Raw genomic sequence first — 23,386 nt, 5'->3', positions numbered from 1 at the left:
GCCTCCACGAGGGCGGCGCATCGGCCGCCGCATTGGAGGCCACATTGCTCCGCAAGAGCTCACGCTCCGCAATGTGGCCTCCAACACGACGACCACTGCGCACCACGCTTTGGGTGGCGCGACACCTGTGTTTGAGTGGCTTCGTCGCGATTGATCGATTCGCGCCTGCAGCCAGCACACCCGACGGGCGGCGCCTTGCCCGTCGAGGACATCGCGGCATACGTGGGTGCATGTCCTCGCCAGCGCGATGTCCTCTCTCGGGCAAGGCACCTTCGCGGCGACCTGAGATAAGCCTTTGCACTTTCGCGCCGAAGGAGCAGCCGCCTCAGTCGAGGTGAGCCTCGCCGCGTGGCGTCCCTCCGAAGAGGACTCGCTCTTTACACCTTGTATCCGGTATGCACCGCAACGATGCCGGCATTGAGGTTCTTGAAGTCGCATCGTGCAAAGCCGGCGGCTTCCATCATCGCCTTCAACTGCTCCTGCGGCGGATGCTTGCGGATCGACTCGGCCAGGTACTGGTAGCTGCCGGAATCCTGCGCGAACAACTTGCCCAGTTGCGGCAGCACCTTGAAGGAATGGAAGTCGTAGATCGGCTTGAACCACTCCGCCTTCACTTCGGAGAACTCCAGCACGCGCATCTGGCCGCCGACTTTCAGCACGCGATGCATCTCGCGTAGCGCGGCGTCCTTGTCGGTCACGTTGCGCAGGCCGAAGGCGATCGTCACCAGGTCGAAGCTCGCGTCGGGGAACGGCAGGGCTTCGGCGTTCATCTGCACATACGACAGTCCGCGTACGTTGCCGCGGTCGGTCATGCGATCGCGGCCCACGCGCAACATCGCGCCGTTGATGTCGCCGATGACGACTTCGCCCTGCTCGCCGACGCGATCGCGCAACAGTGCTGCGATGTCGCCGGTGCCGCCCGCCAGGTCGAGCACGCGATCGCCGGGCTTCGCTTGCGCGGTGGCGACGAAGTAACGCTTCCACACGCGATGGATGCCGAGCGACATCAGGTCGTTCATCAAATCGTATTTGCCGGCGACCGAAGAGAAGACTTCGCCGACGAGCTTCTGCTTCTCGCGCACGGGCACGTCGCGGAAGCCGAAATGGGTGGTGTCGCGGTCGTTGGGCTGGCTCATGCGTTGGATTATCGCCCACAACGCCAAGGCCGGTTCCATCCGCGCGATGCGTTGGCGGTGGCACACCCCAACGGGAGTCGATCCGTGAAGACCACCGCCCTGTTCACCCTTGCCCTGGTGCCCGCGCTTGCCTTGGCACAGACCGCGTCTGCGCAGGAGGCCGGCGCGTCGGGCGCCCACGTCATGGTCAAGGCGGCCGACACCAAGTGGGGCGACGGTCCGGCGTTCCTGCCCAAGGGCGTGCAGGCGGCCGTGCTGTACGGCGACCCCGCGAAGTCGGGGCCCTTCGCGATCCGCCTGAAGGCGCCGGCGGGCGGGAAGATCCCGCGCCATTGGCATCCCACCGATGAGCAGGTGACGATCATCGAAGGCGACTTCCACCTGGCGATGGACGAAGGCGCCAAGGCGCACGACGCGGACTTCGTCGCCGGCGATTACGTCAACCTGCCCGCGAAGATGCAGCACGAGGCGTCGACCAAAGGCGGCGCCGTCGTGCAGGTCAACGGGATGGGGCCGTTCCAGATCAACTACGTGAATCCGAAGGACGATCCGCGGAACGCCAAGCCCTAGAGGATGTAGCGCGACAAATCCGGGTCCTGCACCAGTTCGCCCAGGTGCTGCTCGACGTAGTCGCGGTCGATCGTCAGCGAGGTCCCGTCCTTGTCCGGCGCTTCGAAGCTCAGGGTATCGAGCAGGCGTTCCATCACCGTGTGCAGGCGGCGCGCGCCGATGTTTTCCTGGCGGTCGTTCACCTGTTCGGCGATGTCGGCCAGGCGATCGATCGCTGCGTCGTCGAAGCGCAGCGACACGCCTTCGGTCTTCAGCAGTTCGACGTACTGGCGCGTGAGTGCGGCGCGCGGTTCGGTGAGGATGCGGACGAAGTCGGCCTTGCTCAGCGCCGAGAGCTCCACGCGGATCGGGAAGCGGCCCTGCATTTCGGGGATGAGGTCGCTGGGCTTGGCCAGGTGGAACGCACCGGAGGCGATGAACAGGATGTGGTCGGTGTTCACCGGGCCGTACTTGGTGCTCACCGTCGAGCCTTCCACCAGCGGCAGCAGGTCGCGCTGCACGCCTTCGCGCGAGACATCGGCGCCGTAGCCTTCCGAGCGCTTGGCGACCTTGTCGATCTCGTCGATGAACACGATGCCGTGCTGTTCGCAGGCTTCGATCGCCGAAGCGCGGACGTCGTCTTCATTGACGAGCTTGCCCGCTTCTTCCTCGATCAGCAGCGGGCGGGCGGCCTTGATCGACATCCGCTTGGTGTGCGTCTTGCCGCCGGCCACCTGCGAGAACATCTGCCGCAACTGTTGGCCCATCTCTTCCATGCCGGGCGGCGCCATGATGTCCACGCCGACGTTCATCGCGATCTCCAGTTCGATCTCGCGCTCGTCCAGCGTTCCCGCGCGCAGCTGCTTGCGCAGCTTGGCGCGCGTGGCCGTTTCTTCCGGCGAGACCTCTTCGGGCGTCTCTTCGCTGGTGAAACCGAACACGGTCGGCACCTGCCGCTTGGGCAGCAGCGAGGCGAGGATGCGTTCTTCGGCGCGATCTTCGGCCTGCGTGCGCACGCGCAGCTTGGCCTGTTCGCGATACATCTTCACCGCGGTGTCGGCGAGGTCGCGCACGATCTGTTCGACGTCCTTGCCCACGTAACCGACTTCGGTGAAGCGCGTGGCTTCCACTTTCACGAAGGGCGCGTTGGCGAGCGTCGCCAGGCGGCGCGCGATTTCGGTCTTGCCCACGCCGGTGGGGCCGATCATCAGGATGTTCTTGGGCATCACCTCGTCGCGCAGGTCGGGTTCCAGCTGCATGCGGCGCCAGCGATTGCGCAACGCGATGGCGACCGCGCGCTTGGCGGCGTGCTGGCCGACGATGTGCTTGTCGAGTTCCTGCACGATTTCGCGCGGCGTCATGGTGGAGGAGGTTTGGACGGCGAAGTTGGTCATCAGAGCTCTTCCACCACGATGTTGCGGTTCGTGTAGATGCAAACGTCGCCGGCGATGTTCAGCGCTTCGGTGACGATGGCCTTCGCGTCGAGCGATGTGTGCGCGTAAAGCGCGCGCGCCGCCGACAGCGCATACGGGCCGCCGGAACCGATCGCGATGATCCCGTCCTCGGGTTCGATCACGTCGCCCGTGCCGGACACGATGAGCGAGGTCTCCTTGTCTGCGACCGCCAGCAACGCCTCGAGTTTCCCGAGGCGGCGTTCGGTGCGCCAATCCTTCGCCAATTCCACCGCGGCGCGGGTGAGTTGGCCGTGTTTTTCGAGTTTCGATTCGAACAGTTCGAACAACGTGAACGCGTCGGCCGCCGCGCCGGCGAACCCGGCGAGCACCTGCCCGCCGCGCCCGAGGCGGCGCACCTTGCGCGCATTGGCCTTCATCACGGTGTTGCCGAGCGTGACCTGGCCATCGCCACCGACGGCGACTTTGCCGTCCCTGCGGACGGACAGGATGGTGGTGGCGTGGAAACGATTGGGATCCATCGGGGGAGTGGCTCCGGAACGGTTTAGCTTGAGGTGGGGACGTCCGACGGGGGATCAAGCCGAATCGATGGAGGCGTCGGCCCTGGCGGGGGGAACGTTCGGGGTCTGCAGTGCGCGGGGGCCTCGACAGACTGTTCCGATGCCCGCCGTGCCCTTCTCCCGCCGATTCCTGCGCGATCTCGCCTGCGCCTTCGCCCTGCCGCTCGCGTTTGCAGCGGCGGGTGCGCATGCCGCAGACGCGGATCATGCACCGTCGCCGCAGGGCCTGGTGCGCACCTTGCTCGCTTCGTTCGACCCGGTGCGCACGACATCGGGGTTCGCGGCGCGGCGCCATCCGGTGAAGAAGCGCGTGCACTTCCACCATGGCGTGGATTTCGCCGCGCCGCACGGCACGCCGGTGCGATCCGTGGCCGATGGGCGCGTCACCTTCGCCGGATGGCAGAAGGGATACGGCAAGGTCGTCTACATCGAACACAAACCTGGCGAGCACACCGTTTACGCGCATCTGAGCCGCATCGATGTGCGCTCGGGCGACACCGTCGCGGTGGGACGCACCATCGGCGCGGTCGGGAATACGGGCGTTGCGACCGGGCCGCACCTGCATTTCGAAGTGCGCGAACACGGCAAGCCGGTCGATCCCATGAAATGGGCGCTGCCCTCCCTGCGCGATGCGGTGCCCCCGGCCATGCACGCGGTCGTGGAGACACCCGACACCACGCGATGCGTGGCACTGCTGCAGAAATTCTCCCTCGAGTCGTTGAGCGCCGACGAACTCGATCTCCTTCGCCGAGGATGTGCCCAATGAAACCCCAGTCGTTCTTCCTGCGCCTTTCAGGCGTGTTCGCGATGCTCGCATTGCTCGGCGCATGCGCGACGAAACCGGTCGTCGTGCAGGGCCCGGTTCCGTTCGACGAGGCCGTGCGCGATGCCACCGACGCGTTGGTCGCGCAGACCCATGCCATGCCGTCCTTCATCGCACAACTGTCGAAGCGGGGCATCGTGCACGACCCGACGCTCGATGCCGAGACCGCGCAGCAAACCATGACCACGCAGCGGCTCGACACGCTCGCCACGACGCATCTGCAAACGCAGTACAAGCAGTTCGACCTGCTTCCATTCCGTTCCGCAAACCTGGCGAATGCCGAATATCTGCTGGTCAGCACCCTCTCGCGCGATGGCGCCGCGGGTGCGCGCATCTTGCGCGTCGATCTGGCGCTCGTGGAGATCGCAACGGGCATGGTCGCCGCGCAGGCCGGCGCGCTCGCGATCGACGACCGGCTGGACCACGCGCCGCTGCCCTACTACCGCGACAGCCCGGTGCTGGTGAAGGACCAGGTCGTCGAAGGCTACGTGCGTACCGCGCGCACGCCGCGCGGCCAACAGGGCGATCGTGTTTACCTGGAACGCATCGCGTCTGCGACGGTGACAAACGAAGCGACCGATCTGTACAACCAGGCGCGCTACCGCGAGGCGCTCGGCGAATATCGCAGCGCGCTGGCCGCTCCCTTCGGCGAACAACTGCGCGTCCTCAACGGCATCTACATGGCGGCGGCGAAACTCGGGCAGACCGAAGAATCCGAAGCCGCCTTCGCGCGCGTGGTCGCCATGGGCATCGCGTATCGGCAGCTGAGCGTGAAGTTCCTCTTCGAACCCGGCGGCACGGCGTTCCATGTCGATCCGCGCATCCACAGTCCATATCCGATGTGGTTGCGCCAGATCGCGCGCGAGGCCGTCGCCGCCGATGTCTGCCTGGATGTTGCGGGGCACGCCAGCCGCACCGGGAAGCAGTCCGTGAACCAGGCGCTGTCGTTGCGTCGCGCCGCGCGCATCCAGGCGGGTCTGATCGCGGAGGCGCCGGTGTTGAAGACGCGCACGAAGGCGATCGGCCTGGGCTTCGAGGAGAACCTCATCGGCTCGGGCACCGACGATGCAATCGACGTGCTGGATCGGCGCGTGGAATTCCGCATCGTGCCCTGCGGCACGACGGCGGGCTAAACCTTCTTGCGCCTGGCCCTGGGGTGTGCGGCGTCGTACACCTTCGACAGGTGGCCGAAATCCAGGTGCGTGTAGATCTGCGTGGTGGAGATGTCGGCGTGGCCGAGCAATTCCTGCACGCCGCGCAGATCGCCGGAGGATTCCAGCACGTGGCTGGCGAAGCTGTGGCGCAGCAGATGCGGGTGCACGTTCTTGAACAGGCCCTGCCGTTGCGCGAGCGTGCGCAGGCGCAGTTGCACGGCGCGCGAGGTCAGCGGGCCGTTGCGGCCGGGAAAGAGGAACGCATCGTCGGCGGAGGGTTTCTGCTCGGCCTTCCATTCGCCCAGGGCTGCGCGCGCGAAGGAACCGACCGGCACCGTGCGCTGCTTCTTGCCCTTGCCGAGCACGGTGACCATGCCGGCGCCCAGGTCGAGGTCGCGCCAGCGCAGTGCGCATAGCTCCGACAAACGCAGGCCGGAGGAATAAAACAGTTCGAGCAACGCGCGGTCGCGCAGGCCGAGTGGCACGTCGGTCGGGACTTCGACGAGGACCTTCGCCTCATCGGCATCGAGGATCTGCGGCAACTTGCGCGGCGCTTTCGGCGCACGGATCGGTTGCGCGGGATTGGCCGGAATGCGCCCGTGACGCAGCAACCAGCGATAGAAACTGCGGCACGCCGAGAGCCGGCGTTGCAGGCTCTTCGGCGAAAGGCCACGCCGATGTTCCGACGCGATGAATGCGCGCAGCTGCTCGGTATGGATCGATTCGACGTCCAGTCCCTGCACGGTCGCGAACGCCTGCAATCCCTCCAGGTCGCGACGATAGCCGTCGAGCGTGTGGGGCGACATGCGCCGCTCCACTTCCAGGTGCGCGAGGTACTCGGCGATCGCGGCCATGGCCGTGCGCGCCGACGTCAGCCCGGGAAGCGCTGCAAGGCGACCGAGAGCGTCTCGCCCATCATGCGCAGGAACAAGGTGCCCATGCCGGGGAAGAAGCGGTTGGGATCGCGGCTGCCGACGCCGATCAAACCGATGCCCGGAATCGAAAGCAGCGCGGTGGACTGCACTTCCTCGGCGCGCGCTCCGTAGAGCAGCGCGTGCTTGTCCGGATGCAGGCGACCGCAGATCGGCTCGCCATCGGTGATCGCGTCGCGGAACGGCGCCAGGCGTGGATCGCCGGCGGGAATCGACTGCCACCAATCGGCGTCGTCGAGACCGGCGATCGGCGCGAACGTGAGGATGCGCACCAGGTCGCCCTGGAAATCTTCTTCGAGCGTCGCGGCCATGGCGCGCAGCGTTGCCGCCGGCGTGTCCTGGCGCATCAGGCCCAGGGCGAGTTGGTGCGTGCGCACCGCGAGGCGTTCGTTTTCCTGCGCGTTGGCGAACAACTCCTGCAGGCGGCGCGCGAGCTCGCGGTTCTTGTCGCGCAACACTTCGAGTTGGTAACTCGCCAGCGATGCGGCGGGGCCGTCTTCACGCGGCACGACCAGGCTGATCGCCAGGTCCGGGAACTGTTTGAGGAACGTGGGATGCCGGCGCAACCAGGCGGCGACTTCGTGGGCACCGAGTTTTTCGGTCGTCTCGCTCATGGCAACCACTCCCCTTCGAATACGAATGCGGCCGGACCGGCCATGGTGATCGGGCTGTTGTCGTCGGGCCAGGCGACGCGGAGCTCGCCGCCCGGCAGGGCGACGACGACATCGCGATCGATGCGGCCGCGCCGCATCAGGATCGCCGCGGCCGCGCACGCACCGCTGCCGCAGGCGAGCGTTTCGCCGACCCCGCGTTCGTACACGCGCAGGCGGATGCGGTCGCGCGATTGCACTTCCGCGAAACCGACGTTCACCGATTCGGGAAACGCCGCGCTGCGCTGCAGCGCCGGGCCCTGCACGCCGACGCGCGCGGTGGCGATGTCGTCGACCTCGACCAGCGCGTGCGGGTTGCCCATCGATGCGGCGCCGAAGCGCAAGGTCGCGCCATCGACCTGGATCTCGTACGCATCGCGCACCTGCTCGCCCTGTCCGGCGAGCGGAACATGCGCCGGCGCAAAATCAGGCACGCCCATCGCGATGCGATAACGATTGCCGGGCAACACATCGACCGCATGCGTCCCCGCAGGGCTGTCGAGTTCGAAGCGCGCGCCTTGGGCCGTGCCGTCGCGCACGACGAACGCGGCGACGCAACGTGCGCCATTGCCGCATTGTTGGGCCTGCGAGCCGTCGGCATTCCAGATGCGATAGCTGGCGGCGGACGAGGCGTTGCGCGGTGCTTCGATCGTGATGATCTGGTCGCAGCCCACGCCGGCGTGGCGATCGCCGAGCGCGCGACACAACGACGCATCGGGCACGGCCTGTCCATGCCGGAGGTCGACCATGACGAAGTCGTTGCCGGCGCCGTGCATTTTGGTGAAGCGCAGGGAGCGGCCGCCGGCCGCGTGCGGCTGGGTCATCGGATCGGTTTCAGCGCGGCTTGCCGGGCGTCCCATCGGTGTCGGCCGGCGGTGCGGTCGTCGTTGCGGGCGGAGGGGCGATGGACGTGGCAGGCGGCGGCGCGACCGTCGACGACGACGGCGGCGCCATCGATGCCGCCACTTCCGGCGGCATCTCCTGCGGTTCGGGATTGAGGATCAGCTGCCCCTTGTTGCCGCAGCCGGCGAGCGGCAGGGCGGCGAACAGGGCGACGGCGACGAGGTGGACTCGGTTCATGGGCGCCAGTGTGTCACTTCGCGGCGGCGGTTTGCACGCCGCCCGCGTCGGCCCGCAGTTGCGTCAGCAGGAACGCATACATCTCCGACAACTCGCGATAGCGGCGGAAACGCCCCGACTTGCCGCCGTGGCCCGCATCCATGTTCACGCGGAACAGCACCGGGCGATCCGGGCCGGAGGTATCCAGGTCGCGCAGGCGCGCGACGTACTTGGCCGGTTCGAAGTACTGGACCTGCGAATCCCACAGACCCGTGCCGACGAACATCGCCGGGTAGGCCTGCGCCTTGAGGTTGTCGTAGGGCGAGTACGACAGCATGTAGTCGTAGTAGTCCTTCTTCTCGGGATTGCCCCACTCGTCGTATTCGTTGGTGGTCAGCGGGATCGACGGGTCGAGCATCGTGGTCACGACGTCGACGAAGGGCACCTGCGAGAGGATCACGCGGTATTTCTCCGGCGCCATGTTGGCGATGGCGCCCATCAGCAGACCACCGGCGCTGCCGCCGTAGGCCGCGACGCGATCCTTCGACGCATAGCCTTCCTTGACCAGGAAATCGGTGACGTCGATGAAGTCGGTGAACGTGTTCTTCTTCTTGAACAGGTGGCCGTCGTCGTACCACTGGCGGCCCATTTCCTGGCCACCGCGGATGTGGGCGAGCACGTACACCATGCCGCGATCGAGCAGGCTCACCACCGGCAGGTTGAAGCCGGGGTCGGTGGAGGAGCCGTAGCTGCCGTAGGCGTATTGCAGCAGCGCGGCCGTGCCGTCCTTCTTGAAGCCCTTCTTGTAGACGACCGAGACCGGCACCTTCGTGCCGTCGCGCGCGGTCGCCCACAGGCGCTCGGTGGTGTACTTGTCCGGGTCGTAGCCGATCACCGGGTCGCGCTTCATCAGCTTGCGCACGCCGGTCTTCGTGTTGAGTTCGTACACGGTGGCCGGCGTGGTCATCGACGTATAGGTGTAACGCAGCCAATCGGTATCCGGTTCGGCGTTGACCGACAGGCCCATGCCGTAGGCCGGTTCATCGGCCTTGACGTATTCGGACTTGCCGTCGGCGCGCAGCAGGCGCAGGCGTTCCAGGCCTTCGCTGCGTTCGGCGATCGCGGCGAAGCCGTCGAACAGTTCGAAGCCGTCGATGAAGACCGCATCGTTGTGCGGGATCCAATCCTTCCATTCCTTGCGCGAGCCCGAACCATCGGGCGCGGTCACGACCTTGTAGTTCTTCGCGCCGTCGGCGTTGGTGCGGATGACCCAGCGGCCGCCGTGGTGGTCGGCTTCGTATTCGACGTCGCGCTCGCGCGGGGCGAGCACGGCGAAGGCCTTCGGGTCGGCGGCCGGCGCGCAGCGGAATTCGCTCGACACGGTGCTGTCCATCTGGATGCAGATGAACTTGTCGTCGCGCGTGCGGCCCACGCCCATGTAGAAGCTGTCGTCCTTTTCCGTATAGACGACTTCGTCGGCCTTCGCCGGCGTGCCGAGCACGTGCTTCTGCACGCGCGTGGTGAGCAGCGTCTTCGGATCGTTCCAGACGTAGAAGAGCGTCTTGTTGTCGTCGGCCCACACCAGGTTCGGCGCGACGCCCGTCACCTCGTCCGAATACACCTCACCCGTGGCGAGGTTCTTGATCTTGATCGTGTACTGGCGGCGGCCAACGGCGTCCTCGGCCCAGGCGAGCAGATTGTTGTCCTGGCTGACTTCCCAATCGCCGACGCTGAAGTAATCCTTGCCGGCGGCCATGGCGTTGACGTCGAGCAACACTTCCTCGGCCGCATCCATCGCGCCCTTGCGGCGCGCGTACACCGCGTAGTCCTTGCCGGTTTCGAAGCGCGAGTAATACCAGTAGCCGCGCTCGTGGTACGGCACCGAGCTGTCGTCCTGCTTGATGCGGCCGACGATTTCCTCGTACAGCTTTTCCTGCAGCGGCTTCAGCGGCGCCATGACGGCGTCGGTGTACGCATTCTCGGCGTTGAGGTAGGCGAGCATCTCCGGGTTCTTGCGCGTGTCGTCGCGCAGCCAGTAGTACTCGTCGTTGCGCGTCGCGCCGAAGGGCGCCTTGACGACGTGCGGCTTCTTGGCGACGTCGGGAGGTTGCGGGAGGTCTGCGGCGAAAGAGGTGGTCGAAGTCATCAGCGTCAGGGCGAGAAGGCAGGGAGTGAGTTTCATGTCGGGTCCGTTAGCGGCGGGTTACTTCGACAGTTCGTTCCACAGGAAGGTGTAGGCGAGCGCGTTCATGTGGGCCGACTGCGCGTTGTTCGCCGCGCCGCCATGCCCGCCCTCGATGTTTTCGTAGTAACGCACGTCCTTGTTCGCCGCGAGCATCTTGGCCATCATCTTGCGGGCGTGCCCCGGGTGCACGCGGTCGTCCTTGGTGGACGTGGCGAACAACACCGGCGGGTAGGTTTTCGTCGCATCGAACAGGTGATACGGCGAGAAGGTCTTGATGAAGTCCCAGTCGGCGGTGTCCGGATCGCCGTATTCGGCCATCCACGAAGCACCGGCGAGCAGGTGGCTGTAGCGCTTCATGTCGAGCAGCGGCACCTGCACGACGACCGCACCGAACAACTCCGGATACTGCGTGAGCATGTTGCCCATCAGCAGGCCGCCGTTGCTGCCGCCCATGATGCCCAGGCGCTGGTGCGTGGTGAGTTTGGACGCGACCAGGTCGTTGGCGACCGCCGCGAAGTCTTCGTAGGCCTTGTGGCGATTGGCCTTCAGCGCGGCCTGGTGCCAGCGCGGGCCGTATTCGCCGCCGCCGCGGATGTTGGCGACCGCATACGCGCCGCCCTTCTCCAGCCAGCCCTTGCCGACGCCGCCGGAATATCCGGGCGTCATCGACACTTCGAATCCACCGTAGCCGTAAAGCAACGTCGGCGTCGAACCATCGTTCTTCGCACCCTTTGGCTTCACGAGGAAGTACGGGATGCGCGTGCCGTCCTTCGAGGTGGCGAAATGTTGTTCGATGACGTGCGTGGCGGCGTCGAAGAACTGCGGGTTGGACTTGAGGACTTCGGGTGCTGCGTCGCTCGAGACGTCGGCGATCGCCAGCGTGGTCGGCGTGAGGTAGTCGGTGGCGGTGACCCAGACCGCATCGCTTTCGTCGGCATCCACCGCGCCCACGCTCACGGTGCCGATCGTCGGCGCGCCCGCGAGCGGCTTGCGCGCCCATGCGCCCTCGCCCGGCGTCAGCACCGTCAGCTTGTTCTTGACGTCTTCCATGACATTGAGGACCAGGTGGTCCTTCGTCCAGGACGATCCGGCGAGCGAGGTGTTGTCGGTGGGCGCGAAGAGTTCGGTGAACGCGCGCTTGCCCGCCATGAAGTCGTCGAACTTCGTCGCGATGAGCGCGCCGGACGGCCAGGTCTTGCCACCTGCTTCGTAGGGATCGCGCAACTCCAGCAACAACCATTCCTTGTGGACGGACTTGATCGCCGAGTTGGGCGCATCGACCTTCGTCAGCGTGCCATCGCTGCCGCGCAGATAGAGTTCATCGTTGTAGAACGCGATGGTGCGCTGAACGAAATCGCGCTGGAAACCTGGCGTCAGGTCGCGCCCCGCGGCGATGTACATGTCCTCGGGCTGGCCTTCGTAGACTTTCGTGGCCCTCGAAAGCGGCGTGCCGCGCGACCACTGCTTCACGATGCGCGGGTAGCCCGAAGGCGTCATCGAACCTGCGCCGAAATCGGTATAGACATACGTGGTGTCGCGATCGATCCAGCCCATGCCGCCCTTGGCTTCGGGGCGGAAGAAACCGTCTTTCACCCACGCCTTCGCGGTGAGGTCGAACTCACGCGTGACGTCGGCGTCCGAACCGCCGCGCGAGAGCGCGATCAAACAGCGCGTGTAATCGGGCTTGAGGCAATCGGCGCCGTGCCAGACCCAGTTTTCCTTCTCGGCGCGGTTGAGTGCGTCGAGATCGAGGATGGTTTCCCACTTCGGGTCGGGCTTGCGGTACTCGGCGAGCGTCGTGCGACGCCAAAGACCACGCTCGTGGTCCTTGTCCTTCCAGAAGTTGTAGTAGTAGGGGCCGATCTTCTCGACGCCGGGGATCTTCGCGGTCGAATCCAGGATCGCGCGGATGTCGGATTCGAGTTTGCGGAACTGCGGGGTCGCGGCGAGTTCGGCTTCGCTCTTCGCGTTCTGCTCGCGAACCCAGGCGATCGCCTTGTCGCCGTTCACATCCTCGAGCCATTGATAGGGATCGTCGTTCGCCACGGCGGGCTCCTGCTTCGCGGGGGGCCCATCGGCGGTTTGCGCGTTGGCGGCGGCACCTACGCCGCTGAGTGCGGCGAGCCCGAAGGCGATTCCTGCGACGAGGCGGAAAGACGACCCTTGGGGCATGACGGCTCCGGCAGCGATGGGAGGGCCGTCACGCTATCACGGCCCGCTCAGCGCGCGCGCACCCACCTGGCGTGGACCCGGCGCAGGGCCCAGAGCGCGCTCGCGGGCATCGCGATCAGCCACATCGGAAGGAAGCCGACGGGGGTGTTGGTACGCGCGGCGGGAAGCAGGAGCACGGCAAGGACGCCGAAGGTCAGGACGATGCGCAACAGGCTGGCGAGGCGGGTGGTCTGGGCGGGATGCATGGCGGGCGCGCTCCTTGGTGGTTGGAGCGGAGCTTCTAGGCACGCCATCTCACGGGTTGCGATCAATAGCCGGCGGCGTCGAGCGCCTTGTCGGCTTCCTTCCGGCCGATATCGATCAATTCCTTCGCCCGCCAGAATTCATAGAACTGGCACGCATCGCGCGGGATGCGGATGACGAGTTCGGGCGGGTCCAGCGCGAGTTGCACGCGCGCGATCTGCGCCTGCATCGTATCCAGCGAGCGCGCCATGAGGTCGGTGAAGCCCAGGCGCACGCGCGCGGCATCGGCCGACGCATCGGTGGCGCGCGTGTGCTTCCACGCGGTGAGCCAGCTGCGGTTGGTCGGGCCCGATGGCGCGTCGGCTTCGGCCGGCTCGCCGGGCGGGTGTTGCGGCCAGCCGTGCATGTCGACGGCGATCAGGCGATGCGCGTCGGACAGACGCGTCGCGGCGATCGGCAGCGGCGCAAGCAGGCCACCATCGACCAGCGCGCGACCGTGGATCACGTGCGGCGTGAACAAGCCGGGGATCGCGAACGAGGCGCGGATCGCATCCCACATGTCGCCTTCGCGCAACCAGACTTCGCGCTGCCGCAACAGGTCGACGGCGACCGCGGTGAAGTCGACCGGCAGGTCTTCGATCTTCGGCGAGCCCGCGATCTCGCGCAGCGCGGCGATCAGGCGCGTGCCTTCGAACAAGGCCGAGCGACCGAAACCCGGATCGAGCAGCCGCAACATCCCGCGGCGATCCAGCGACAGCAGCCAATCGCGATATTCGGGCAACTTGCCCGACGCATGCAGGCCGCCGACCAGCGCGCCGCTCGACGAACCGGCGATCGCGGAGATCACCATGCCGCGCGCCTGCAGCGCTTCGATCACGCCAATTTGCGCCAGCCCGCGCGCACCGCCCGCGCCAAGGACCAGCGCGACCTTTTCCCCGCTGCGGATCTTCGGAGGATCGGCGGGCGACATCAGCGCTCGTAGTTGGAAATGGCGAGCGAAAGCAAGGAGCGCGCCTGCTCCCGCAGCACCGGCGGCTCGACGATTTCCGCGTCGCTGCCGTAATGCAGCACGTCCATCAACAGCTCGCGCGAGTTGCTGTAGGGCAGCTTCAATTCGTAACGGCCATCGGGCAGGAAGCGGCCCTGCTGCTGCGAATGCCAGCGTTCGTCGGCGACCCAGCGCGCAGCCTTCGGACTGAACACGATCGTCGCCCAGTTCTTCGGCGGCCCGGAGAAGATGCCGTAGCTGGAGGCCAGGTGTTCGTCGAGCTGCGCGTCCTCGATGTCGCGCGCCTCCCCCTCGCCCATCTTCGCCGAGGCGATGCGGTCGACGGCGAAGCTCCGCAGCCCTTCGCGGTCTTCGTCCCACGCATCCAGGTACCAGTTGTCGCGATAGTGCGTGACGCGCTGCGGCGACACGGTGCGCCGCGTCTTTTCGTCCGTCGAACGCGCGCGGTAGTCGAACGTCAGCTTGCGCCGCCCGAGCACGGCCGAGGCGACGATGCGGAAGCTGTGTTCATCCAGGCGGCGCGGGCGGCTGGCGATCACGCGCACGCGCTCGACCGGCCAGCGTTTGCCGCCGGCCTGCTCCTCGAGCAGCTTTTCCACGCGCGATTGCAGAGGTGCGAGCGCGGTGGAGAGCAGGCCGCCGCCGCTGCGCGAGAGCAACTGCTGCGCGGCGAGCAGCGCATGCAGCTCTTCGGAGTTCAGCCACAGGCCGGGCAGCTCGAAGCGATCGTCCTCGTTGGCGTCGTACTTGAAGCCGGCCTCGCCGTCGCCGACCACCGGCGCCATCAGCCCGTCGCGAAGGAAGGCGAGGTCGCGGTAGACGGTGGCGCGCGAGCAGCCCAGTTCGTCCTGCAACCGCGCGACGGTCACCGGGTAGCGCGCCGCCTTGAGCAGGCGGTGGAGGGCGTTGATGCGTTCGTAGCGGTCCATGGGGGAATTAGAGCAGGGAATGGGGAATAGGGAATAGGGAATGGAGGTCCTGCGCTCCCTATTCCCCATTCCCCATTCCCGCTTCTTCTACAATCCACCGATGCGCGAGCCCAAGCTCAACCCGTCTCCCTCCCCGGGCGACGCTGTCCACTCCACCACCTGCTACATGTGTGCGTGCCGTTGCGGCATCCGGGTGTGGACCCTCGAGGGGCGGATCCGCTACATCCAAGGCAACCCCGACCATCCGGTGAACCGCGGCGTGCTGTGCGCCAAGGGCTCGGCCGGGCTGATGCAGCACTACTCGCCGGCGCGCCTGACGCGCCCGCTGCTCCGCACGGGCGAGCGCGGCAAGGGCGAGTTCAAGGAAATCACGTGGGACGAGGCGCTTGCAATCGCCACGTCCTGGCTCGCGCCGATCCGCGAACGCAATCCCGACGAACTGGCCTTCTTCACGGGCCGCGACCAATCGCAGGCGCTCACCGGCTGGTGGGCGCAGCAGTTCGGCACGATCAACTACGCCGCGCACGGCGGGTTCTGTTCGGTGAACATGGCCGCGGGCGGGCTCTACACGCTGGGCGGCTCGTTCTGGGAATTCGGCGAACCCGACTGGGACCACACGCAGTACCTGATGCTGTGGGGCGTGGCCGAAGACCACGACTCCAATCCGATCAAGCTCGGCCTGGGCAAGCTGAAGGCGCGCGGCGCGAAGATCGTCGCGGTGAACCCGGTGCGCACCGGTTACGGCGCGATCGCCGATGAATGGATCGGCATCCGTCCGGGCACCGATGGCTTGTTCGCCTTCGCGCTGATCCATGAATTGCTGCGCAGCGACCGCATCGACCTGGATTACATGGTGCGCTACGCCAACGCGCATTGGCTGGTGATCCGCAATCCCGGCGGCGCCGACGACGGCCTGTTCGCCCGCGATGCGAATGGCGAAGCGCTCTGCTGGACCCACGACGGTGCGCAGTCGGCGAATGCGATCGACATCAGCCCCGCCGTCGTCGGCGAATACACCCTGCCCGACGGGCGCACCGCCGTCCCGGTCTTCCAGTTGCTCGCCGAGCGTTACCTCGACCCGCAGTATTCGCCCGACGCCGTCAGCGAACGCTGCGGCGTGCCGGCCGACACGATTCGCCGCATCGCGCGCGAACTGGCGAGCGCGGCCTTCGATTCGAAGCTCACGCTTCCCATCGCGTGGACCGACAGCTGGGGCCGCGAACACGCCGACATGCAAGGCCGGCCGGTGTCGATGCACGCGATGCGCGGCATCAGCGCGCACAGCAACGGCTTCCATACGTGTCGCGCGCTGCACGTGTTGCAGTTGCTGCTCGGTGCGGTGGATGCGCCGGGATCGTTCCGGTTCCAGCCGCCCTTCCCCAAGCCGATTCCGCCGGCGAACCGCCCCGGCAAGAAGCGCCGCGACGACGGCGGCCTCGACGCCGCGCCGCTGGGCTTCGTGCATTCGCCCGAAGACCTGGTCGTCGACGCAGATGGCCAGCCGCGCCGCATCGACCACGCGTATTCGTGGGCCTATCCGCTCGCCGCGCACGGCATGATGCACACGATGATCCGCAACGCGTGGGCAGGCGATCCCTACCGCATCGACACGCTGCTGATGTTCATGGCGAATATGAGCTGGAACTCGGCGATGAATACCGCGCAGACGATGCACTGGCTCACCGACAAGTTCGCCGACGGTGAGTACCGCATCCCGCACATCATCTACAGCGATGCGTACGCCTCGGAGATGGTGGCCTACGCCGACCTGGTGTTGCCGGATACGACCTACCTCGAGCGTCACGACGCGATCTCGTTGCTCGATCGCCCGATCTCCGACGCCGATGGCGCGAGCGATGCGATCCGCCATCCGATCTTCGACGCCGCCACGCAACCGACCGACGACGGCCGCCCGCGCGACGTGCGCGGCTTCCAGAGCGTGCTGCTCGACATCGGCGCACGCCTGGGCCTGCCCGGCATGGTCGAAGCCGATGGCACGCCGAAGTACCGCGACTACGCCGATTACATCGTGCGCCACGAGCGCATGCCGGGCGTGGGCCTGCTCGCCGGTTGGCGCGGCGCGGATGGATCGCTCGAAGGCAAGGGCCCGCCGAATCCGAACCAGCTGCAGAAGTACATCGAGCACGGCGGATTCTGGCACGCGCCCATTCCCGAATCGGCGCGCTATTACAAGATGGCCAATCGCGATTACCTGCGCTGGGCGCACGGCTTCGGATTCGTGCCCAACGAGCAACCGATCGTGATGCAGCTGTATTCGGAGACGCTGCAGAAGTTCCGCCTGGCGGCGCAGGGCTTCGGTGCGAACCAACCGCCCGACGAACATCGCACGCGCGTGGCCACGTATTTCGATCCGTTGCCGATCTGGTACGAGCCTTTCGAGCACGACGAGACATCGCGCGACACCTATCCGCTGAGCGCGATCACGCAGCGCCCGATGTACATGTATCACGCGTGGGGTTCGCAGAACGCGTGGCTGCGGCAGATCCAGACGCGCAATGCGCTGTACGTGCATCCGACGACGGGTGCGCAATACGGGCTCGAAGAAGGCGACTGGGCCGACGTGACCTCGCACAACGGCACGATCACGGTGGAAGTCCGCTTCGCCGGCAACGTGCAGCCCGACACCGTGTGGAGCTGGAACGCGATCGGCAAGCGCCGCGGCGCGTGGCGATTGTCGAAAGATGCGCCGGAGAGCAAGCGCGGCTTCCTGCTCAATCACCTGATTTCCGATGTCACGCCGAAGGGCGATTACGCGAATGCCGATCCGGTGACGGGCCAGGCGGCGTGGTTCGACCTGCGCGTGCGCATCCAGAAGGCCGAGACCGCCGGCGAAAGCGCCCCGCAATTCGCGCCGCTGCATTTCGCCGAGGCGCCCGAACATCCGCTGCGTTACGGCGCGCAATCGCGCAATCGCGAACACCCGAGCAAGACCTCGACGGACGACACGCTGCCATGACCGATCTGCCGCCGCCGTCGAAGAAGAAGCTCGGCCTCGTCATCGACCTGGATACCTGCGTGGGTTGCCACGCATGCGCAACCGGTTGCAAGCAGTGGAACAGCGGCGGCATGGCCGGCCCGGTGACCGACGAGGATCCGTATGGCAAGGACCCCTCGGGCGTGTGGTTCAACCGCATCCACAGCTACGAACTCGAACAGGTGCCCGCGACGGATCAAGCGCCTGCGCAGCCTGCGATGACGCTGCACTTCCCGCGCTCTTGCCTGCATTGCGAAACGCCCGCATGCGTCACCGTTTGCCCGACGGGCGCGAGTTACAAACGCGCCTCCGATGGCATCGTGCTCGTCGACGAAGACAAGTGCATCGGCTGCAAACTGTGTTCGTGGGCCTGCCCGTACGGCGCGCGCGAATACAGCGAAGTGGAGGGCGTGATGAAGAAATGCACGCTCTGCGTCGACCGCATCTACAACGAGAACCTCCCCGAATCCGAACGCGAGCCCGCCTGCGTGCAGGTGTGCCCCACGAAGGCGCGCCATTTCGGCGACCTGGGCGATCCGGAGTCGAAGGTTTCGAAACTTGTCGCCGAGCGCGGCGGACTTCCGCTGTTGCCGGAACTGGGATACGCCCCGGTCAATCGTTATCTCCCGCCGCGTCCGCGTCGCGCCGGTGGCGGCGAAGCCGTTGCCATCGCCGAACCCACCGTCGAAGTCACGCCCAAACGCTGGCTCGACCGCATCTTCCGTCGCTGAGGACTCCTGCCATGGCCGATCAAACGCCGGTGCTCGTCACCACCACCAACACGGTCGAAGGCCGCCGCATCGTCGAGTACCACGGCCTTGTCGGCGGCGACGCGATCCTCGGCGCCAACATGTTCCGCGATTTCTTCGCCGGCATCCGCGACATCCTCGGTGGGCGTTCGGGTTCCTACGAGAAGGTCCTGCGCAAGGCGAAGACCGAAGCGGTCAACGACATGATCGAACAGGCGCGCGAACTGGGCGCGAACGCGGTCGTCGGCGTCGACCTGGATTACGAGACCATCCAGATCCAGGATGGCGGTTCGATGCTGATGGTGTCGGCGTCGGGTACCGCGGTCGTGCTGGAGTGATGCGTTAAATGCATCCCGCGCTTTCGGTCATTTTCTTCACCACGCTGTCGGGCGCGGGCTACGGGCTGTTGTTCTGGGCCGCGTGGCATGCGCTGACCGGGCAGAGCGCGGCGCGCACGCTGTTGGCGTCCATCGCGATCGCGATCGTGCTTTCGACGATCGGCCTGCTCAGCTCGATGTTGCACCTGGGCAAGCCGATGCGTGCTTGGCGCGCGTTCTCGCAATGGCGCACCTCGTGGTTGTCGCGCGAGGGCGTGGCGGCGATGGCGACGTTCTTCATCGCGGCCGTGTTGGCGACCGCAATGCTCCCTCCCCTGCTCGCAGGGGAGGGCTGGGGAGGGGTCGCACTGGGCGCGCTCGGCAAAACCGTTGCGCTCTTGGCCATGCTCGCCGCACTGATCACCGTCCACTGCACCGCGATGATCTACGCCTCGCTCAAGCCGATCCCGGCCTGGCGCCACGGCCTGGTGCCGTTCGCCTACCAGGGCTTCGGCCTGTTCACCGGCGGCCTGTTGTTCTGCGCGATCGCCACGCTGCTCGGCCGCCCGATGTCGAACATCGCCGCGCTCGCAGGCGCGCTGGTCGCGATCGTGCTCGTCGTGCTGAAGGTGAAGTACTGGCGCGACATCGACGTGCCGCTGCCCGCCACGCGCGGTGATGCGATCGGCCTGCCGCAGCGCACGGCGACGGTCTTCGAACGCCCGCACACCGAAGCGAACTACCTCACGAAGGAAATGGGCTTCGTGGTCGCGCGCAAGCATGCGAAGCAATTGCGGCTGCTGGCGATCGTGTTGTTCGCGGTGTTGCCGATCCTGCTGTTGTTGCCGGCCTGGCTGCTCGTGCACGCGAACCCGGCGCCCTGGTACACCGCCGCCGCGCTCAGCGCGCTGGCCGGCGCCTTCGTCGAACGCTGGCTGTTCTTCGCACAAGCCAAGCACATGGTGACCTTGTATTACTGAGCGTCGATGAAGTCCCGCGCGCCTTGCGCAAGCAGGCGCTGCGCGACCTCCAGACCCAGCGCTTCGCGATCGGCGCCCGTGCTTTCGGCGCGCACGACGCGCCCATCGTTCGCCGACCCCACCAGCCCCTGCAGATGCAGCGTGGTTCCTTCGCGGCGCGCGAACGCAGCCACCGGCACGTGGCAACTCCCGTGCAACGCGCGGTTCATCGCGCGCTCGGCTTCGACGCATTCGCGCGTGGCCGCATCATCGAGCGCTGCCAGCAACGCGAAGGTTTCCGGCGTGTCGTCGCGGCATTCGATCGCGATCGCGCCCTGCGCCGGCGCGGGCAACCAATCGGGTGCATCCAGGCGCCCGCGGATGCGCGATTCGAAGCCCAGGCGCGCAAGGCCGGCGCACGCGAGCACGATGGCGTCGTAGTCGCCCGCGTCGAGTTTCGCCAGCCGCGTATTGACGTTGCCGCGCAGGTCGCGCAGATCCAGGTCCGGGCGCCGCGCGCGCAATTGCGCCTGCCGACGCAACGATGAGGTGCCCACCACCGCGCCCTGCGGCAGCGCATCGATGTTCTCGAAGCGATTGCTGACGAAGGCGTCGGCGTGATCGGCACGCGCCAGGATCGCCGGCAAGGCGAAGCCCGGCTCGAGCACCATCGGCACGTCCTTCAGCGAATGCACCGCGCAATCGGCTTGCCCGCGCTGCATCGCGACTTCGAGTTCCTTGAGGAACAGGCCCTTGCCGCCGATCGCCGCGAGCGAACGATCGAGGACTTCGTCGCCGCGCGTGCTCATCGGCACCAGTTCGACGTGCAGCCCCGGATGCGCGGCGCGCAAACGTGCGGCGACGTGTTCGGTCTGCCAGAGGGCCAGCGGGGATTTGCGGGTGGCGATCCGGAGCGTTTGCATGCCCCATTATCGCCCGCGGCGCACTACAGGTGCTTCACCGTCTCGCGCAGATGCGCCACGCAGCGGCGGCTGACTTCCAGCGGATGCTCGCCGTGCCGCAACACGGCCTGCACGTGGCCGTCGGGGGCGCGCTTGAGCTCGACGATCTCGTGCCGCGCCACCAGGCAATTGCGATGGATGCGGACGAAGCGGTCGCCGAATTCCTCTTCCAGCGACTTCAGCGATTCCTCGATGAGGTCCTCGCCACGCGCGTGGTGCACGACGACGTACTTTTCCTCGGCCTGCAGGTAATGCACGTCTTCGATGGGGATCAGGCGCAGGCTGCCGCGCAGGCGCGCGCACAGATGGGTGCGGTGTTGTTCGTGGCGGGGCTCGCCGTCGAGGGCGGCGCCGTTGCCGTTGCGGCCCGCGGCGAAGGTGCGCGCGCGTTCGAGTGCGGCGGCCAGGCGTTCGGGACGCACGGGCTTGACGAGGTAGTCGATCGCCGCGGCCTCGAAGGCCGACAGCGCGTGCGCGTCGTATGCGGTGCAGAACACCACGGCCGGGCGCGGTTCAAATGCGGCCAGATGCCGCGCGGTCTCCAGGCCGTCGATGCCCGGCATCGCGATGTCGAGCAACACCAGGTCGGGGTGGTGGGTGGCGCAGGCGTGCAGCGCCTCGCGCCCGTCGCCCGCCTCGGCGACCAGTTCGATGCCCGGCTGCTCGGCAAGCAGATCCCGCAGGCGTTCGCGCGCCAGGGGTTCGTCGTCGGCGATCAACACTCTCACGAGCGACCTCCTGCTTGGAGCGGGACCCGAAGCTCAGCCAGATAGTAGCCCTCGTGCCAGTGTCCGGTCACGCGGGCCTTGGAACCGAATGCGTAAGCCAGCCGATGCGCGATGGAACGCTGCGCATGGCCGCTGCCTCCCCTCCCCCGGGCGGGCAGGTTGTCCGGCGTCATGTCCCGTTCCCTCGGCGGGGGTGCTGGGTTATGAACGCTGATATGCAGCCCATCCGGCCGTTGGGCGAGTTCGATGTCGATCGTCCCGCCCGCCGGAAGGCGCGAAATGCCGTGCAGGACCGCGTTTTCGACCAGGGGCTGCAGGACCAGGCGCGGCAGGCGCAGCTGCCAGGGCAAGGCGGCCTCGCGCCCGCGCCAGCGCACCTGCAGGCGCTCGCCCAGGCGGAGTTGCTCGATCGAGAGGTAGCGTTCGGCCAGCTCGATTTCCTCGGCCAGGCTCGAATCGCCTTCGCCCGCGCCCAGCGCCGCGCGGAACAGGTCGGACAGGTCGAGCACTGCGCGCTCGGCCACGTCCGGGTCGCGGCGGACCAGACCGGCGATGGTGTTCATGCTGTTGAAAAGGAAATGGGGCTTGATCCGCGCCTGCAGCGCGTCGGCCTCGGCGCGCGCGCTCGCACGCACCTGCTTCTGCCAACCATCCACTGCGTAGAGGTAACGCAGCACGACGCTGACGATCAGCGTCGCGATCGCCGCGCTGCCGCCGATGAAGCGATGGATGTGCACGGTGCCGGGCACCAAGCCGAGCGCCAGGCCGCGATCCACTGCATGCACGAGCGCCGCGCCGGTGGCGGCGATCAGCGCGGCGATGAGTACCGCGGCCGTGCCGCCCATCCAGGGCTTCATCCCCGACAGGGACCGGCGCGCGACGCACAACACCACCGAGACGGTGAGCGAGAGCCACAACGCGAACGCACTGGCCGACGCGAAGCGCGCGGGCGTCCATTCGGCTTCGGAGGCGGGCGCGAGCGCGATGATGCAGACGACGAGCTCGGCCACGCCGAGCATGATCGCAAGTCGCCCGAGCCGGCACAGGTCCGGCAACCAGGGTTCGCCGGGCGTGGCCGTCATGGTCAGGCGGCGAACCTGCGATCGAACCAGTCGCGCAGATCGCGCACTTCTTCCGGGCAGACCGCATGCGGCATCGCATACGACCGCCAGGTCACGTCGAAGCCCAGGTCGCCGAGCGTCTTGGCCGTGGCCACGCCGGCCTGGACAGGGATGACCGGATCGGCCTCGCCGTGCGCGAGGAAGATCGGTTGCTGCCGGGCTTCCGCCGTCGCCTTTTCGCCTGCGATGTCGTGCGACATCGGGATGTAGGTCGACAGCGCGATGATCCCCGCCAGCGGCGTCTTGCGCGTCAGCATCGCGGACAGCGCGATCGCCCCGCCCTGCGAAAAACCGGCGAGGAAGATGCGTTCGGGTGGAATGCCGCGCGCCTGTTCGCGGTCGAGCAGCGCGCCGACCTGGGCCGTCGAGACCGCGACGCCTTCGGCATCGGCGCGATTGGCCAGGTCGAAATCGCGGATGTCGTACCACGCGCGCATGCGCATGCCGGCGTTGATCGTCACCGCGCGCACGGGCGCATGCGGAAAGACGAAGCGGATCGCGGGCCACTGCGGGCGCACCAGTTCGGGCACCAGCGGGACGAAGTCGTGGCCGTCGGCGCCCAGCCCGTGCAACCAGAGCACGGCCCAGCGCGGATCCGGTCCAGTCTCTTCCTCGATGGTCTCGAGCAGGTCGATGGCGTCCATGATGTCTCCCGCGGTCCTCCGGCGCAGTCTAGTGCAAGGAGGCTGCACCGGATGCTGTCCGACGCCGGCCGTGCGCCCCGTTTGCTTGGCGATGGGGG

23 protein-coding genes are annotated in these 23,386 nt (G+C 67.0%); 7 read left to right on the top strand and 16 right to left on the bottom strand.

The features are described from left to right. Positions 1–377 precede the first annotated feature (377 nt). The gene (ubiE, locus tag AB4059_RS08625; protein ID WP_498978509.1) at positions 378–1,136 is read right to left on the bottom strand and encodes a bifunctional demethylmenaquinone methyltransferase/2-methoxy-6-polyprenyl-1,4-benzoquinol methylase UbiE; all 759 of its coding nucleotides are present in this window, start codon (positions 1,134–1,136) and stop codon (positions 378–380) included. 84 nt (positions 1,137–1,220) lie between these two features. Here ubiE and AB4059_RS08620 point away from each other — a divergent pair, with 84 nt between their 5' ends. Then, on the top strand, positions 1,221–1,706 hold the full coding sequence (locus AB4059_RS08620; protein ID WP_498978508.1) for a cupin domain-containing protein: 486 nt from the start codon (positions 1,221–1,223) through the stop codon (positions 1,704–1,706). On the opposite strand, the gene hslU is transcribed toward AB4059_RS08620, so the two are convergent. Together hslU and hslV are read right to left on the bottom strand one after the other, a co-directional pair. Then, complete coding sequence (gene hslU / locus AB4059_RS08615) at positions 1,703–3,046, bottom strand: ATP-dependent protease ATPase subunit HslU (RefSeq protein ID WP_498979047.1); 1,344 nt, start codon at positions 3,044–3,046, stop codon at positions 1,703–1,705. The genes AB4059_RS08620 and hslU overlap by 4 nt on opposite strands. 32 nt (positions 3,047–3,078) lie before the next feature. Next, positions 3,079–3,618 carry an ATP-dependent protease subunit HslV gene (gene hslV, locus AB4059_RS08610; RefSeq protein WP_498978507.1) on the bottom strand — a complete coding sequence of 180 codons (540 nt, stop codon included), beginning with the start codon at positions 3,616–3,618 and terminating at the stop codon, positions 3,079–3,081. A 139-nt stretch (positions 3,619–3,757) separates the two neighbouring features. On the opposite strand from hslV, the gene AB4059_RS08605 reads away from it, so the two are divergent. After that, positions 3,758–4,423 (top strand): M23 family metallopeptidase, encoded by a 666-nt coding sequence (locus AB4059_RS08605; RefSeq protein ID WP_498978506.1) that lies wholly within the window; start codon positions 3,758–3,760, stop codon positions 4,421–4,423. Further along, positions 4,420–5,613 (top strand): OmpA family protein, encoded by a 1,194-nt coding sequence (locus tag AB4059_RS08600; RefSeq protein WP_498978505.1) that lies wholly within the window; start codon positions 4,420–4,422, stop codon positions 5,611–5,613. The genes AB4059_RS08605 and AB4059_RS08600 overlap by 4 nt, the downstream gene beginning before the upstream one ends. On the opposite strand, the gene xerC is transcribed toward AB4059_RS08600, so the two are convergent. The 9 genes from xerC to AB4059_RS08555 form a co-directional block, all read right to left on the bottom strand. Next, entirely contained in the window at positions 5,610–6,488 is an 879-nt protein-coding gene (gene xerC / locus AB4059_RS08595; RefSeq protein ID WP_498978504.1) for a tyrosine recombinase XerC, read from the bottom strand. The two genes, AB4059_RS08600 and xerC, sit on opposite strands and share 4 nt — an antisense overlap. 17 nt (positions 6,489–6,505) lie before the next feature. Then, positions 6,506–7,180 carry a DUF484 family protein gene (locus tag AB4059_RS08590; RefSeq protein ID WP_498978503.1) on the bottom strand — a complete coding sequence of 225 codons (675 nt, stop codon included), beginning with the start codon at positions 7,178–7,180 and terminating at the stop codon, positions 6,506–6,508. After that, positions 7,177–8,040, bottom strand: a complete 864-nt coding sequence (gene dapF, locus AB4059_RS08585; protein WP_498978502.1) for a diaminopimelate epimerase — start codon at positions 8,038–8,040, stop codon at positions 7,177–7,179. The genes AB4059_RS08590 and dapF overlap by 4 nt, the downstream gene beginning before the upstream one ends. 10 nt (positions 8,041–8,050) lie before the next feature. Next, positions 8,051–8,296 carry an LPS translocon maturation chaperone LptM gene (gene lptM / locus AB4059_RS08580; protein WP_498978501.1) on the bottom strand — a complete coding sequence of 82 codons (246 nt, stop codon included), beginning with the start codon at positions 8,294–8,296 and terminating at the stop codon, positions 8,051–8,053. Positions 8,297–8,309: 13 nt separating this feature from the next. Further along, positions 8,310–10,421, bottom strand: a complete 2,112-nt coding sequence (locus AB4059_RS08575; protein ID WP_498979046.1) for a S9 family peptidase — start codon at positions 10,419–10,421, stop codon at positions 8,310–8,312. A 57-nt stretch (positions 10,422–10,478) separates the two neighbouring features. After that, a complete protein-coding gene (locus AB4059_RS08570; RefSeq protein ID WP_498978500.1) occupies positions 10,479–12,632 on the bottom strand; it encodes a prolyl oligopeptidase family serine peptidase in 2,154 nt (717 codons plus the stop codon). A gap of 47 nt (positions 12,633–12,679) precedes the next feature. Next, positions 12,680–12,877, bottom strand: coding sequence for a hypothetical protein (locus AB4059_RS08565; protein ID WP_498959665.1), 198 nt, complete (start codon positions 12,875–12,877; stop codon positions 12,680–12,682). Between the two features lie 62 nt (positions 12,878–12,939). Beyond that, complete coding sequence (locus AB4059_RS08560; protein ID WP_498978499.1) at positions 12,940–13,845, bottom strand: patatin-like phospholipase family protein; 906 nt, start codon at positions 13,843–13,845, stop codon at positions 12,940–12,942. Next, entirely contained in the window at positions 13,845–14,813 is a 969-nt protein-coding gene (locus AB4059_RS08555; RefSeq protein WP_498959661.1) for a helix-turn-helix transcriptional regulator, read from the bottom strand. The genes AB4059_RS08560 and AB4059_RS08555 overlap by 1 nt, the downstream gene beginning before the upstream one ends. A gap of 100 nt (positions 14,814–14,913) precedes the next feature. Here AB4059_RS08555 and AB4059_RS08550 point away from each other — a divergent pair, with 100 nt between their 5' ends. Genes AB4059_RS08550 through AB4059_RS08535 form a run of 4 tightly spaced genes read left to right on the top strand, consistent with a single transcriptional unit; the run spans position 14,914 to position 19,854 of the window. Beyond that, positions 14,914–17,790 (top strand): molybdopterin oxidoreductase family protein, encoded by a 2,877-nt coding sequence (locus AB4059_RS08550; RefSeq protein ID WP_498978498.1) that lies wholly within the window; start codon positions 14,914–14,916, stop codon positions 17,788–17,790. Further along, on the top strand, positions 17,787–18,539 hold the full coding sequence (locus AB4059_RS08545; RefSeq protein WP_498978497.1) for a 4Fe-4S dicluster domain-containing protein: 753 nt from the start codon (positions 17,787–17,789) through the stop codon (positions 18,537–18,539). Before AB4059_RS08550 ends, AB4059_RS08545 begins: the two co-directional genes overlap by 4 nt. 11 nt (positions 18,540–18,550) lie before the next feature. Then, positions 18,551–18,895, top strand: a complete 345-nt coding sequence (locus AB4059_RS08540; protein WP_498978496.1) for a YbjQ family protein — start codon at positions 18,551–18,553, stop codon at positions 18,893–18,895. Between the two features lie 8 nt (positions 18,896–18,903). Continuing rightward, complete coding sequence (locus AB4059_RS08535) at positions 18,904–19,854, top strand: dimethyl sulfoxide reductase anchor subunit family protein (protein ID WP_498978495.1); 951 nt, start codon at positions 18,904–18,906, stop codon at positions 19,852–19,854. Here the strand turns inward: AB4059_RS08535 and hemC are convergent. From hemC to AB4059_RS08515, 4 genes are read right to left on the bottom strand one after another with little or no spacing between them, the layout of a single operon-like run. Further along, positions 19,848–20,756: a hydroxymethylbilane synthase gene (gene hemC, locus AB4059_RS08530; protein WP_498978493.1), complete on the bottom strand. Its 909-nt coding sequence runs from the start codon at positions 20,754–20,756 to the stop codon at positions 19,848–19,850. The two genes, AB4059_RS08535 and hemC, sit on opposite strands and share 7 nt — an antisense overlap. Positions 20,757–20,779: 23 nt before the next feature. Continuing rightward, positions 20,780–21,523: a LytR/AlgR family response regulator transcription factor gene (locus AB4059_RS08525; RefSeq protein WP_498959649.1), complete on the bottom strand. Its 744-nt coding sequence runs from the start codon at positions 21,521–21,523 to the stop codon at positions 20,780–20,782. Next, positions 21,520–22,605: a sensor histidine kinase gene (locus AB4059_RS08520; RefSeq protein ID WP_498978491.1), complete on the bottom strand. Its 1,086-nt coding sequence runs from the start codon at positions 22,603–22,605 to the stop codon at positions 21,520–21,522. Before AB4059_RS08520 ends, AB4059_RS08525 begins: the two co-directional genes overlap by 4 nt. 2 nt (positions 22,606–22,607) lie before the next feature. Then, positions 22,608–23,288: an alpha/beta hydrolase gene (locus tag AB4059_RS08515; RefSeq protein WP_498978489.1), complete on the bottom strand. Its 681-nt coding sequence runs from the start codon at positions 23,286–23,288 to the stop codon at positions 22,608–22,610. Positions 23,289–23,386 lie beyond the last annotated feature (98 nt).

The organism is Lysobacter sp. 2RAF19 (assembly GCF_052115395.1).
Classification (GTDB): domain Bacteria; phylum Pseudomonadota; class Gammaproteobacteria; order Xanthomonadales; family Xanthomonadaceae; genus Noviluteimonas.
This window is presented reverse-complemented; position numbering and strand designations above follow the sequence as displayed.